The sequence below is a fragment of the Lutimonas halocynthiae genome, assembly GCF_030409835.1.
GTDB lineage: Bacteria > Bacteroidota > Bacteroidia > Flavobacteriales > Flavobacteriaceae > Lutimonas > Lutimonas halocynthiae.
On sequence record NZ_JAUFQO010000004.1, the window covers coordinates 364746 to 379552 of the forward strand.

Genomic DNA, 14807 nt, shown 5'->3' on the forward strand with positions numbered 1-14807 from the left:
TTTAAAAATTATAGATCACGCCACTGCTGTGATCCATTCTCGCGCCTGTGACGCTTTTCAAACAATTGATTTCTTCTTCATTCTTAAGCACTCCTAAAAAGGCAAAAATTAATGCTTCCTTGTATTCTATAATTTCCCTTGAAGGGATAACGATCTCTACTTTGCTCATAGCTGCTATACGACTGATTAAATAATCGTTAAACGCTCCGCCTCCTGTAACCAACATCCTTAATCTGTCTTTTTCAATCTGGTCAATGGTTTTATTGACCTCGATAGAAATCTGATACGCGCTATGTTCGATGCAAGTTGCCAATATATCTTCCAGAGAAAGATCATAGCTTTTAATGATTGGGAGCACTGATTCAACAATGAATTCATATCCCAATGATTTAGGCTGCGATGCTTTATAAAAACCCAAGTTATTCAATTCATTATAGAGTGCTGAATCGACTGATCCTTTTGCAGCGAGTTGGCCTTTATCATCAAATTCGAGATCAACGGTTCTAGTAAAATGGTTCAAAATAATATTAGCAGGACAAATATCATAAGCGATCCTCGACAAACCCTTTTCATAAGAAATGTTCGCAAAGCCACCAAGATTCAAACAAAAATCATAATCAGAAAATAACAAATGATCTCCAATCGGAACCAAGGGAGCTCCTTGCCCGCCCAAGGCTACATCCTGCGTCCTGAAATCGCATATAACTTTTTGGTTTGCCATGGCTGCCAGATGCGCTCCATTTCCAATTTGGAGAGTATAACCTTCAGCAGGGTTATGGAAAATAGTGTGACCATGTGAGGCAATAAAATCTATCTTTTCCAAGTCATTCTTCTCAATGAAATTCAAAACCTCACGACCCAAGAATTTACCAAAATCAGCGTCGAGAAAACTCAATTTTTCAGCAGAATAATCAAATGCTTCGCTCAGCCTTTTTTTCCATATATCGGAATAATTAATCGATTCTGTTTCTAATATTTCAAAATGATAACCCATATTGAGCTCAATTTTAACATATGCTAAATCTAAGCCGTCAAGTGAAGTTCCACTCATCAATCCGATAACATACCATTTTTTATTCGCCATATTTCGTAAAATTACAAATACATTTTGAGAATTTGACTATCTTTGAGCAATTCAATTTGTATTTAATCAACTCTTTTAATTCATGGATTTTAACCTAACAGAAGAACAAATCATGATACGCGATGCGGCTCGTGATTTTGCCAGAACTGAATTATTACCTGGTGTCATCGAAAGAGATGAAAAACAGCAATTTCCTCATGAGCAAATTAAGAAAATGGGGGAACTTGGTTTTCTTGGTATGATGACCGACCCTGAGTATGGTGGTGGCGGAATGGACACAGTTTCTTACGTGCTTGCCATGGAAGAAATTTCGAAGATAGATGCTTCTGCTTCGGTAGTCATGTCTGTAAACAATTCTCTTGTTTGCTGGGGTCTGCAAACCTATGGTACTGAAGAGCAAAAGCAAAAATATTTAACCCGTCTTGCTACAGGTGAGATTATTGGCGCCTTTTGTCTGAGTGAACCTGAGGCGGGTAGTGACGCTACTTCTCAAAGAACTACAGCTATTGACAAAGGAGATCACTATCTGGTAAATGGAACCAAAAACTGGATTACAAACGGAAGTACAGCAAGTGTTTATCTGGTTATTTGTCAAACCGATGTTGAAAAAGGACATAAAGGAATCAACGCCCTTATCATCGAAAAAGATATGGAAGGCTTTGTTGTAGGGACCAAAGAAAATAAACTTGGTATAAGAGGCTCTGACACGCATTCCTTAATGTTCAATGACGTAAGGGTTCCTAAGGAAAATCGAATAGGAGAAGATGGATTTGGTTTTACTTTTGCCATGAAAACATTGGCAGGTGGGAGAATCGGAATTGCCTCACAGGCTTTAGGAATAGCAGCCGGTGCATATGAATTAGCCCTTCAGTATTCAAAGGAAAGAAAGGCTTTTGGAAAGGAAATCAGCAAACATCAGGCAATTGCATTTAAACTTGCCGATATGGCCACTGAAATAGAAGTTGCAAGATTACTTTGTTTAAAAGCGGCCTGTGATAAAGATGAAAAAAGAAATTATGATATTTCTGGAGCAATGGCGAAATTATATGCTGCAGATATGGCTATGAGAAACACGGTTGAAGCAGTTCAAATACATGGCGGATATGGTTTTGTTAAGGAATATCACGTTGAGCGATTGATGAGAGATGCCAAGATTACGCAAATTTATGAAGGCACTTCAGAAATACAAAAAATAGTGATTTCCAGGTCAATACTTAAATAATTTTCATGGCAACTACTGTTTTAGTCACAGGTGGAACCGGCTCAATAGGAAGCTTACTTTGCGAGCATCTTTCGGAACAAGGATTGGAAGTTACAATCCTAAGCAGGACAAAACGAGAAAATTCTAAATACAAAACCTTCATTTGGAATCTTAAGGAGAATTTTATAGAGGCTGCAGCTTTTGAAAAATGCGATTATATCATTCATTTGGCGGGCGCAGGAATCGCAGATGCGGCATGGACTCCAAAACGAAAAAAAGAAATACTGGATAGCAGGGTCAAAACGACAAACCTGCTTTATAATTTTCTTGCCTCTCATGATCATCAGGTCAAAGGCATTATTTCAGCATCTGCAGTGGGTTATTACGGACAAATCACTTCGGAGAAAACCTTTAAAGAGGAAGACGCTCCTGGAAATGATTTTGTAGCTTCGGTATGCAAACAATGGGAAGAAGGCGTAAATAGGTTTGGTGCTTTAAACATGAGAACCGTGAACCTGAGAATAGGCATTGTCTTAATGAAAAAGGGAGGAGCTCTTGAAAAAATGATCCAGCCCTTTCAATATCATGTTGGTTCAGCTTTAGGCAGTGGCAAGCAATTCATTCCATGGATTCATGTAACTGATCTTAAGGAAATTATACTACATTCCATCAACTCACTTTCCATGAAAGGCGCCTATAACTGTTGTGCCCCGGAGCCGGTTGATAATCTAGAATTTTCAAAAACAATTGCCAAAATTCTAAATAAAAATATGTGGTTGCCAAATGTTCCTGAATTTGTATTGAAAATTATTCTTGGTGAACGCTCAATTCTGCTTACTGAAGGCAGCAAGGTTTCATCTGAGAAGATAATGCAGACAGGTTTTGACTTCAAATTCCCAAAACTGAAATCCGCTTTGCATGATCTATTGGGGTAAAATGAACTATTGATTCTTTACATATTGTCAAAAATTAAAGACGAAATTAACATATCCACACTTTTTACGAGGCTAAAATTACGATATTACATTTCTTCTTTGGTTTTCTACTTTTCCTTGATTATTTACTAGAGATTTCGCTATTTTTGTGAAAATTAAATAATTATGGCGTACGAAAAGCAGGGTGTCTATTTACCAGAATTTGAACATGATAATTGTGGAGCTGGTTTTATTTGCAGTCTTAATGGAGAGAAAACCAATAGCATCATCCATGATGCCTTGGAGATACTTATCAAACTAGAACATAGAGGAGCGGTTAGCGCCGATGGTAAAACTGGTGATGGAGCAGGTATATTAATTGATATCCCACATAAATTTTTTGAAAAAGTTTGTGATTTCGACTTACCAGAACAAGGGGAATATGCGGTTGGAATGATCTTCTTACCAAAAGGAGTCAACCAATACAGGTATTGTTTTGATGCGTTGGAAACTGAGGTGAAAAATCAGGGCTTGGAGTTATTAGGATGGAGAGAAGTTCCTGTAAATCCAAATCATTTAGGTGAAATTGCTGAGTCAACTGAACCTATGATTAACCAAATATTCGTAGGTAAAAACGGACAGGATTTATCAACTTTGGCCTTTAATGCCAAGGTATATGCAGCCAGAAAGATTGCAGAACACAAAATTAACGGTTCTAAATTAAAACATGCCAAGCAGTTTTACATTCCTAGTTTCTCAACTACTACATTAATTTATAAAGGATTATTAATTCCTGAAGATATCAGAAATTATTATACTGACCTATCTGATCCGGATGTGGTGACAAGATTAGCACTTGTACATCAAAGATTTTCCACTAATACCGCGCCTTCCTGGGACCTTGCACAGCCATTTAGGTTTATGTGTCACAATGGAGAAATCAATACACTGAGAGGAAATGTTAGCCGTATGAAGGCTAGAGAAGAATTGATGAAAAGTGACCTTTTTGGCGATGACTTAAAGAAACTTTACCCAATCATACTTGAAAAGAAATCCGATTCTGCTTCTATGGATATGGGGGTTGAATTATTGCTTATGACCGGACGTTCATTACCAGAAGTAATGATGATGATGGTGCCTGAAGCCTGGGAGAAAGATGATAATATGCCTGATCAGAAAAAGGCCTTTTATGAATACAACTCATGTATCATGGAGCCTTGGGACGGACCTGCATCAGTTCCTTTCACAGACGGTAACTATATCGGTGCGCTGTTAGATCGTAATGGCCTAAGACCATCTCGTTTTACCGTTACCAAAGGAGGATATGTAATTATGTCTTCAGAAATTGGGGTATTAGATATCAAGCCAGAAGATGTCGTTAGACATGGTAGACTTGAGCCAGGAAAAATGTTTTTAGTCGACATGAATGCCGGAAAGATCATCGAGGATGAAGAGGTCAAAAATAATGTGACTAAGAAGCATCCTTACAGAAAATGGTTAAACGAAAATCTATTGCCATTGGCTGATGTACCTTATACCGGAAACAAATGCCCAATAGAGCTTACACCTTATAGAACCAGACAAAGAATGTTTGGTTATACCATGGAAGATATCGATACCGTTATTACCCCTATGTGTAAAACGGGTAAGGAGACTATAGGATCTATGGGAACTGACACGCCACTTGCTATTTTGTCAGACAGGCATCAATTACTATATAATTATTTCAAACAATTGTTTGCGCAAGTAACCAACCCGCCATTAGACGGGATAAGAGAAGAGATCATTACTGACATAAGTCTTGCTGTTGGTGAAGACAGAAATATCTTTGAAACCAGCTCAGATCATTGTAAAAAACTAAAAATTCAAAATCCGGTCATCTCAAATGACGATCTTGATAAGATAAAGAACATCGACCATCCTGATTATAAGTCTATCGAAATACCGATGCTTTATGATATCAAAAGGGGGCTAAATTCATTAGAAAAGGCCCTTGAACAAATTGTTTCAAAAGCGACATTAGCTGTAGATGATGGTTATAATATTGTCATCCTTTCAGATCGTGGAGCAGATAAAGTCAACGGACCTATTCCTGCACTTTTAGCTTGTTCATTCTTACATCATTCGTTGAATAATGCTAAAAAGAGATCTAAATTCGGAATCATAATAGAGTCAGCCGAACCTAGAGAACCTCACCATTTTGCCACACTATTTGGATATGGTGCCAGTGCTATCAATCCGTATATGGTAAATGAAATTATACGAGAAAAAGTTAATTCAGGAATCATTGCCGGTATCGATGCTGAAGAAGCCGTTCAAAATTTTAACAAGGCGATCGGTAAAGGAATTCTAAAAATCATGAATAAGATTGGAATTTCAACCCTACATTCTTATAGAGCATCTCAAATTTTCGAAATTCTTGGATTGAATACTAAATTTACAGACAAATATTTTCCAAATACACCATCCAGGATAGAAGGAATTGGATTATATGAAATTGAAAGAGAAATTTCCAAAAGACATAAGAATGCTTTTTTCAATAACAAAATAGATCAAAATCTTAAACTGGATATTGGTGGAGATTACCGTTGGAGAAGAAATGGTGAAAAACACATGTTTAACCCAACCACAGTATCTAAATTACAACAAGCGGTTAGAACCAACAATACAGAGAGCTATGCCGATTATTCAAAAATGATCAATGAACAAAGTGAAAGTCTGATGACGCTCAGAGGTCTGTTTGAATTTCAAAATCTGGACCCCATCCCTGTTGAAGAAGTGGAACCTTGGACTGAGATTGTGAAGCGCTTTAAAACTGGTGCCATGTCATATGGTTCAATTAGTAAAGAAGCACACGAGAATCTTGCAATTGCCATGAACCGTATTGGTGGTAAAAGTAATTCAGGAGAAGGCGGAGAAGACCTGAATAGATTTAGAAAAGATTTAAATGGCGATAGTAGAAATAGTGCTATCAAACAAGTAGCTTCAGGTAGATTCGGAGTTTCGAGTAACTACTTAACAAACGCTAAAGAGATACAAATCAAAATGGCTCAAGGAGCCAAACCAGGTGAAGGCGGACAATTACCAGGAGAAAAAGTATTTCCTTGGATCGCAGAAGTTAGAAACTCTACACCTTATGTTGGGCTAATTTCGCCACCACCGCACCATGACATTTATTCTATTGAAGATCTTTCGCAATTGATTTTTGATCTTAAGAATGCAAATAGAGAAGCGCGTATTAATGTGAAACTAGTTTCAGAAGTAGGAGTTGGAACGATCGCTGCAGGGGTTGCAAAAGCCAAAGCAGATGTAATTCTAGTTTCTGGTTTCGATGGAGGAACCGGAGCTTCTCCCTTGACCTCTTTAAAACATGCGGGTCTTCCTTGGGAGCTTGGAATAGCTGAAGCGCAACAAACTTTGGTATTAAATAATTTAAGGAGTCGGGTGGTATTGGAATGTGATGGTCAGTTAAAAACTGGTCGTGACGTAGCAATTGCCTGTTTGCTTGGGGCCGAAGAATTCGGTTTTGCAACGGCACCACTTGTTGCCTCTGGTTGTATCATGATGAGAAAATGTCATTTGAATACTTGCCCGGTAGGAATTGCAACACAGGATCCTGAATTGAGAAAGAATTTTACAGGAACACCAGAACACGTGATTAACTTCATGTATTTTGTAGCTGAAGAACTTCGATTGATCATGGCTTCTTTAGGATTTAGAACGATTGAGGAAATGATTGGTCAATCTCAAAAGATCAATGCCAAGTCTGCTGTAGATCAATATAAGGCGCAGGGACTAGACCTTTCCGGGATTTTATACCAGCCTTCAGATTATCATGATAAAGTGATCAGAAACACTGAAAAGCAACATCATGAAATCGAAAATGCAATTGATTTCCGTATCATTCAAGATGCGCATCCAGCGATTTATCGTAAAGAGAAAATGCAGTTAAACTATCCTATTGCGAATACAGATAGATCAGTTGGTGCCATTATCAGCAACGAAATTTCTAAGATTTATGGGGCAAATGGACTACCTAGTAATACCCTGCAAATTAATTTCACCGGATCAGCCGGTCAGAGTTTTGGGGCATTTGCAACCAAAGGACTCACTTTAAATGTAGACGGAAACACAAATGATTATTTAGGCAAAGGCCTTTCCGGAGCTAAAATTATCGTTAAGAAACCTGAAAAAGCAACTTTTATTGCGGATGAGAATATCATCATTGGGAACGTTTGTTTTTACGGTGCCACGAAAGGGGAAGCCTATATCAACGGTGTAGCCGGAGAAAGATTTTGTGTAAGAAACTCAGGAATCACTGCAGTAGTAGAAGGTGTCGGAGACCACGGATGTGAATACATGACTGGTGGGAAGGTTGTTGTTCTTGGTAAAACAGGAAGGAACTTTGCGGCAGGTATGAGCGGGGGTATTGCCTACGTTTATAACCCGGATAAGAAATTTGAAAACGGCCTCTGTAATATGGAAATGGTGGAGCTTGAAAAGCCTTCTGTTTCTGATTTACAAGAATTATTTGAACTCATACAGAATCATTATCATGCCACTGAAAGTACAAAGGCATTAATGATTCTAGAGAACTGGGATAGTCAATTGAAGCATTTCATAAAGGTTATACCTACAGATTATAAAAAAGCACTTGAAAGATTAGCTGAAGAATCAAAAGAAAAACAAACAGTTTAATTATGGGAAAGAACACGGGATTTATTGAGTTTGAAAGAACCGATGAGAAAAATAAAGCTGTAAAGGAAAGACTAAGTAATTATAAAGAATTTACTATTCCACTTCCTGAGGAAGAGCTTAAAAAACAAGGATCAAGATGCATGGATTGTGGCATACCTTTTTGCCATAGTGGATGCCCACTTGGAAATTTGATTCCTGATTTCAATGATTTGATATATAAAGGAGAATGGAAAAAAGCATTAGAGATTTTGCATTCTACTAATAATTTTCCTGAATTCACAGGTAGGCTATGCCCTGCTCCTTGTGAAAAGGCTTGCGTTCTTGGATTAATCGAAGATCCAGTTTCAATTGAAAACATTGAAAAAAACATTGTTGAAAAAGGTTTTGAAGAAGGATGGATTATTGCCCATCCTCCAAAAGAGAGAACTGGCAAGACTGTAGCCGTAGTTGGCTCAGGACCTGCAGGTCTGGCTGCTGCACAACAATTAAACAGAGCTGGCCACCTGGTGACCGTATTTGAAAGAGACGATGAGATTGGAGGCCTTTTAAGATATGGTATCCCTAATTTTAAAATGGAAAAAGGAATCATTGACCGTCGAATCGCCATATTGGAAGAAGAAGGAATTTCTTTCCAAACCAATACACATATTGGTGAAAATTACGCGGTTGAAAAACTGGAAGATTTTGATGCAATGGTACTTTGTGGCGGTGCCACAAAAGCCAGATCTCTTCCTACTAAAGGTATAGATGCAAAAGGTGTTGAACAGGCCATGGATTTTTTAACTCAACAAACCAAAACGCTTTTCGGAAGTAAGTTTGAGGGGGAAATGATCTCTGCCAAAGGAAAAGATGTTATTGTTATTGGTGGTGGAGACACAGGGTCAGATTGTGTCGGAACTTCTAACCGTCAAGGTGCAACATCTGTGACTAATTTTGAGATCATGCCAAAACCACCTATAGGAAGAAGCGAGACTACACCATGGCCATTCTGGCCTTTGCAATTGAAGACTTCTTCATCGCATGAAGAAGGTTGTGACAGAAATTGGTTGATCAATACAAAAGAATTTGTAACGAATGACAAGAATGAATTGATAGCTTTAAAAACGGTCGAAGTAAAATGGAAATTAACTCCGGGCAAAAGACCTGAATTAATAGAAAAACCTGGAACTGAAAAAACCTGGCCTTGTGACCTGGTTTTATTAGCACTCGGTTTCACTGGCCCTGAAAATACTTTAAGCAGTCAATTAGGATTAGAATTAGACGCTAGAACGAATTACAAAGCCAGTAATTACCAAACTAATGTTCCAAATATATTTACTGCTGGCGATATGAGAAGAGGTCAATCCTTAATAGTATGGGCCATTAATGAAGGAAGAGAAGCCGCTCGTGAAGCTGATATCTTTCTTATGGGATCGAGCAACCTTCCAATAAAAGGACAAGGAGATCTACCTGGAGTTTAAAAAACAGAAACACCATCTACATAATAAACGGACATGACTTCAAGTCATGTCCGTTTTTTATTAACTTTCCTATCTCCCTATGCCAGAAACATATAGGTTTATCAAAATTAAATTAAAGAATTGAAGAAGTTTTTATCAACAAGGACAGAATATTAAGATTCTCTTCAGAATTCACAGTTACTTTTGCTGCGTATTAAAATATAATGGACAGGAACTAATCAACATTTTTGTTCAAAAAAAAACTAAAACTAAAGTAACCTAAATTTAAATTATGATGAAAAAAATTCTAGCACTAATTGTAATGACTACCTTAATTGTGTCATGTGTATCTAAAAAGAAATACGTGGAATTAGAGGGAGACTTGACAGAGACAAGGGGAGAATTGCAGAAGACTACAATTGAGAAAGAAGAATTAGAAGCAAAAATGGCAAAAATTGAAAAGAGAGTTGAAATATATAACGCTCAAGTAAATTCTTTGCAATCAGACAATGCTGATTTAACTGCAAGTAACAACCAAAAAATAGATTTATTAGCTGACGGTTCAGCTCCTATGTCTGAAAACATGAAGGCTAAACTTCAAGAAACTTTGGCAAAATTACCTACTGAATCTTTAGAAGGAGCTAAAACGCTTAAGGATTCTATGAATATCGCTATTGCCTATAATTTGGAGCAATCTATCAATGAAAACAACATTGAAAATGATGGTGACATTGATGTGAAAATTGACCAAACAGTTGTAATGATTTCAGTTGCGGATAGTTTATTATTCAGATCTGGAAGTTATACCGTAAGTTCAAAAGCACATTCATTATTATCTAAGTTAGCTGATGTTATTCAAGCTGAACCAAGTATTGATGTAATGATTGAAGGTCATACGGATTCAAAGGGTATACATACAGAAACTATCGTTGATAACTGGGATTTAAGTGTAAAAAGATCTACTGCTATTGTAAGAGTTCTTCAAAACAAATACAAAGTTGATCCTGCAAGATTAATCCCTTCTGGAAGAAGTTCATATGTACCGTTAACTGACAACTCTTCTTACAAGAACAGAGCTAGAAACAGACGTACAAACATCATCATCATGCCTAACCTTAACAAATTCTTTGCCCTTATGGTTGAAGAAGAAGTAGTAAGCTTAGACTAGTTGAATTGATTTAAAATCGAAAAGAAGGCAGCCTTAGGGCTGCTTTTTTTTTGCTCTGACAGGAAGGAAATCCATCACCTCGGAGGTGAGGTGATCAACTCCGAGGTGATCAACTCCGAGGTGATCAGCTCCGAGGTGATGGGTTCTGAGGTGATGGGTTCTGAGGTGATGAGAAAATAAAAATCCGGAGTAAAACATTGTTTCACTCCGGACTTTCCCACTAACTAAAACTAAAACTAATCAACATTATCGTGTAAAAAAGAATTGTTCGACCTAAGTTGGATATCATCATTATCATCCGTTCCTAAGGTCATTCTTGATTGATTCTTATCTGCTTCAGATGAAAAAGGTACCTCATCCAAATTAACGCCCATTCTTTTATAAGCTGGCTCGCTTTCGATTTCATCTATATGCTGGTTCATATTGTTAATGAACTTATAATTGAAATCTTTCATTTTCATTCTTCTAATCTCTGCTCTATTGCGTAATTCAGCAATTGTCAAGTTCATTGGAGAGACATCCTTATCCTCAAGAGCTTCCACTACATCATTCTCAACAACGTCACTCTTCGCTACTTTCAATTCGAAATTCATTCCTTCATCTTCAACCTTTTCAGCTTCTGACATATTTTTAAGCGCTTTTATCTCAGCTGAAAATTCATCTTCGAGTGTATGGCGAATCTTGTCGTCACTTATTTCAGGAACCACAATAGCAGGCTCAACTGGCTCTGGCTTAATAACTTCTAATCCAACAATTTCAATATCATTGATGTTGAAATTCTCTAAAGTATGTATTTCTTTTACTTCTTCCTTTTTCACATTTTGAATAGGTAAATCAAATGTGAATGAAAATTGATCTTCACTATCGTCGCTTACAGTCTCTGCAGGCGCTTCTGTCGGAGTGATATTTGTAATTTCAAAATCTTGCTCAACTGGAGATTGAACGTGTTCGAAACTTACAGGAATATCATTTATCTCTTGCTTTTCAACTGCTACCGGATTAACTTCCTCATAGGTTACTTGCTGATTCACTATTTCAGGAGTTGTAACAGGCGTTACTGGCTCTATAACAACTTCAGCTTTCGGTGCTTTTACTTCTTCAACAAAGTCATCTTCGTGTAAAACGTGTCTTGTAACCTGAGGAGCCTGAACAATTGGTTCTGGTTTAGCAACCACCTTTGCTTCTCTTTCCTCCAAGAGCTTATGCACTATCTTTTTTGATTCAATCTTTGATATTTCACTTTGCTGTTCCGGGTTAAACCCTGTGGCGATAATAGTCACTGAGATGGCATCTCCAAGAGAATCCTCTTCACCAACACCCATGATAATATCAACATTGGTTTTTGCTTCAGACTGTATATAATCATTGATTTCTCCGATTTCATCAATAGTAACTTCAGATGTTCCGGAAACAATCAGTAACAATACATTCTTAGCCCCTTCAATCTTATTATCATTCAATAATGGAGAATCAAGCGCTTTAGTGATAGCGTCCTGAGCCCTGTTAGATCCAGAAGATTGTGCTGACCCCATAATAGCTGTTCCGCTATTCGACAATACCGTCTTAGCATCTCGTAAATCAATATTTTGTGTATAGTGATGCGTGATCACTTCAGCGATACCTGTTGCAGCTGTTGACAATACTTCATCAGCTTTAGAGAAACCGGCTTTAAACCCTAAATTACCGTAAACTTCTCTTAATTTATTATTATTAATTACGACCAAAGAGTCTACATGTGCTCTTAGTTTTTCAATCCCTTTTTGAGCCTGTTCATTTCTCATTTTTCCTTCAAAAGAAAATGGAATAGTAACGATCCCTACTGTCAGAATATCAAGTTCCTGTGCGATCTTAGCAATTACCGGGGCAGCTCCAGTACCTGTACCACCACCCATTCCAACGGTGATGAACAACATCTTTGATTTAGTATTCAGCATATTTTTGATATCCTCCATACTTTCCATTGCTGACAATTCGCCAACTTCAGGGTTTGCACCTGCACCTAACCCTTCAGTTAAGGTCGCACCCAATTGGATTTTATGAGGAACAGGACTGCTCTGCAACGCCTGTTCATCGGTATTACATACTACAAAGTCAACTCCTTTAATTCCTTTGTTGTACATGTGGTTGATAGCATTACTTCCTCCACCACCTACTCCAATTACCTTGATAACATTGGATTGATTTTTTGGTAAATCAAAAGATATATTACTAAATTCTAAACTCATAACTATTTTATTTTTCGGGTTGTATTGTTATTCAGCGTTATCTAAAAAGTCTCTAAACTTCTCTCCCCATTTCTCAAAAATGGTTTTCTTCTCTTCCATAGTGGCATCAGGGGCTTTTTTATAGGCCTCTTCCTCTATCTCCTGTGTCGTATTAATTCTTTTCTCATTCTCTTTCAAGCCTTTCATAAGAAGACCTACAACAGTGGCATATAATGGACTTGACAACTCACTATCCGAATTACTTGCCAAATGTTCATTTGGGTATCCAATTCGCGTATCCATCCCAGTGATATACTCCACCAATTGTTTAATATGTTTCAGTTGAGCACCCCCTCCGGTAAGCACTATACCAGCAATTAATTTTTTCTTACTTTCTTCATGGCCGTAATTCTTAATCTCTAAAAACACTTGTTCTACGATCTCAATAACTCTGGCATGAATGATTTTCGATAAATTCTTAAGCGTTATCTCTTTTGGTTCTCTTCCTCTAAGTCCAGGAATCGAAACAATTTCATTTTCTTTATTTTCACCTGGCCAAGCCGATCCAAATTTCGTCTTGAGCAATTCAGCTTGTTTTTCAATTATTGAGCAACCTTCTTTAATATCTTCAGTAATCACATTACCTCCAAAAGAAATTACAGCTGTATGTCTAATTATTCCATCCTTAAAAATGGCAAGGTCAGTAGTTCCACCTCCTATATCAATAAGTGCGACACCTGCCTCTTTTTCTTCCTGACTCAAAACTGCATCCGCTGAAGCTAATGGTTCAAGTGTAATATTTCCTAACTCTAATCCTGCACTCTTGATGCATCTTCCTATATTTCTTATCGAGGATACCTGACCAACAACCACATGAAAATTAGCCTCTAATCTCCCTCCGTACATTCCAATAGGAGTTTTAATCTCTGCCTGACCATCTACTTTGAAATCCTGTGGTAAAACATGTATGATTTCTTCTCCTGGTAACATAACCAGTTTGTATACCTGATTGATTAACCTTTCAATATCATTTTCATCAATTACCTTGTCAGAATTGGATCTTGTGATGTAATCACTATGATGTAAACTTCTAATATGCTGCCCGGCAATACCTACAACTACCGTTCCTATTTTCTCTCCGGAAGCACTTTCAGCCTCATCAACAGATTGCTGAATAGATTGTATGGTTTGGGTAATATTATTGACAACCCCTCTATGAACACCTAAACTTTTGGCTTTACCGGTACCTAATACCTCAATTTTGCCATAAGCATCTTGCCTTCCTACCATCGCAACAATCTTTGTTGTCCCGATATCTAAACCCACTGCTATATTGTTATTGTCCATAAGTTTCATTTTTCACAAACTATTTGATTGTAAAATTTTAAGTTTATTGTTTTATAGTCTGTTATGGTACTATCCAACATTATTTTTTGATAAAATACTTTTAGCTTCGCAATTTTTTCATCTATTCGGGATAAATCTCCGAATATAATTTTTTGATTACCAACCCTTGTTTTCAACTCAAACTGGTCTTTTGTTTTACCTTCTATTAGATTAATACCAATTATCTGTTTCTGTAAGAAATCATCATTCCTTATGGTATTTGACAATTTGATAATATCAAAATTCCCTTGTCCAGAAATTGTATCAGCGGTTATAGGAACCCTAGCAGAATAATTATCCGATAAAGGCATTCTTGTACCTAACTTATCGTAATAATAGGTTTCCGTTTCATTTGCTACTCTTAAAACAGGTGTTCTTTGTGTAATTATTGCCCCTAATTCCCCACTTAAAGTTAGAAAAATCTCAGCGTTTTCAATCATTTCGTTGCGCTGCAAAAATCCTTCTAAATTATTCAAATTTATATTTTCTTTCGATTGATTTTTATAGGCCTCTAAATTTTGTATTAACAACTTATTAACCGTTTCATAACTAACAAATAGATTTTCTCCATTCTCGAATATAACTTTTACATCTTTATTGGTTTTCAAAGCGTTTCTATGTGCAGCAAACCCATATAAAAACACAATCACAATTGCGAGTGAAGTAAATTTTATGACCGATTTATATCTTTTCATTTTTTTGTTTTTAAAAAA

General features: G+C 37.1%; 9 protein-coding genes. 5 read left to right on the forward strand and 4 right to left on the reverse strand.

Annotated features, from left to right (window positions below):
- Nucleotide 1: 1 nt before the first annotated feature.
- Nucleotides 2–1084 (reverse strand): anhydro-N-acetylmuramic acid kinase, encoded by a 1083-nt coding sequence (locus QWY87_RS07460; RefSeq protein WP_290289920.1) that lies wholly within the window; start codon nt 1082–1084, stop codon nt 2–4.
- An 82-nt stretch (nt 1085–1166) separates the two neighbouring features.
- Between QWY87_RS07460 and QWY87_RS07465 the strand changes: the two genes are divergently transcribed.
- The 5 genes from QWY87_RS07465 (at nt 1167) to QWY87_RS07485 (ending at nt 10504) form a co-directional block, all read left to right on the forward strand.
- Complete coding sequence (locus tag QWY87_RS07465) at nt 1167–2306, forward strand: acyl-CoA dehydrogenase (protein WP_290289922.1); 1140 nt, start codon at nt 1167–1169, stop codon at nt 2304–2306.
- A 5-nt stretch (nt 2307–2311) separates the two neighbouring features.
- Nucleotides 2312–3220 (forward strand): TIGR01777 family oxidoreductase, encoded by a 909-nt coding sequence (locus QWY87_RS07470; protein ID WP_290289924.1) that lies wholly within the window; start codon nt 2312–2314, stop codon nt 3218–3220.
- Between the two features lie 165 nt (nt 3221–3385).
- Nucleotides 3386–7897: a glutamate synthase large subunit gene (gene gltB, locus QWY87_RS07475; RefSeq protein ID WP_290289925.1), complete on the forward strand. Its 4512-nt coding sequence runs from the start codon at nt 3386–3388 to the stop codon at nt 7895–7897.
- A 2-nt stretch (nt 7898–7899) separates the two neighbouring features.
- Nucleotides 7900–9357 carry a glutamate synthase subunit beta gene (locus QWY87_RS07480; RefSeq protein ID WP_290289927.1) on the forward strand — a complete coding sequence of 486 codons (1458 nt, stop codon included), beginning with the start codon at nt 7900–7902 and terminating at the stop codon, nt 9355–9357.
- Nucleotides 9358–9631: 274 nt separating this feature from the next.
- Nucleotides 9632–10504, forward strand: a complete 873-nt coding sequence (locus QWY87_RS07485; RefSeq protein ID WP_290289929.1) for an OmpA/MotB family protein — start codon at nt 9632–9634, stop codon at nt 10502–10504.
- A 236-nt stretch (nt 10505–10740) separates the two neighbouring features.
- Here the strand turns inward: QWY87_RS07485 and ftsZ are convergent, their stop codons facing one another.
- From ftsZ to QWY87_RS07500, 3 genes are read right to left on the reverse strand one after another with little or no spacing between them, the layout of a single operon-like run.
- A complete protein-coding gene (gene ftsZ / locus QWY87_RS07490; protein WP_290289931.1) occupies nt 10741–12729 on the reverse strand; it encodes a cell division protein FtsZ in 1989 nt (662 codons plus the stop codon).
- Between the two features lie 27 nt (nt 12730–12756).
- A complete protein-coding gene (gene ftsA / locus QWY87_RS07495; RefSeq protein ID WP_290289932.1) occupies nt 12757–14055 on the reverse strand; it encodes a cell division protein FtsA in 1299 nt (432 codons plus the stop codon).
- Nucleotides 14056–14060: 5 nt separating this feature from the next.
- Nucleotides 14061–14789 (reverse strand): cell division protein FtsQ, encoded by a 729-nt coding sequence (locus tag QWY87_RS07500; protein WP_290289933.1) that lies wholly within the window; start codon nt 14787–14789, stop codon nt 14061–14063.
- Nucleotides 14790–14807 lie beyond the last annotated feature (18 nt).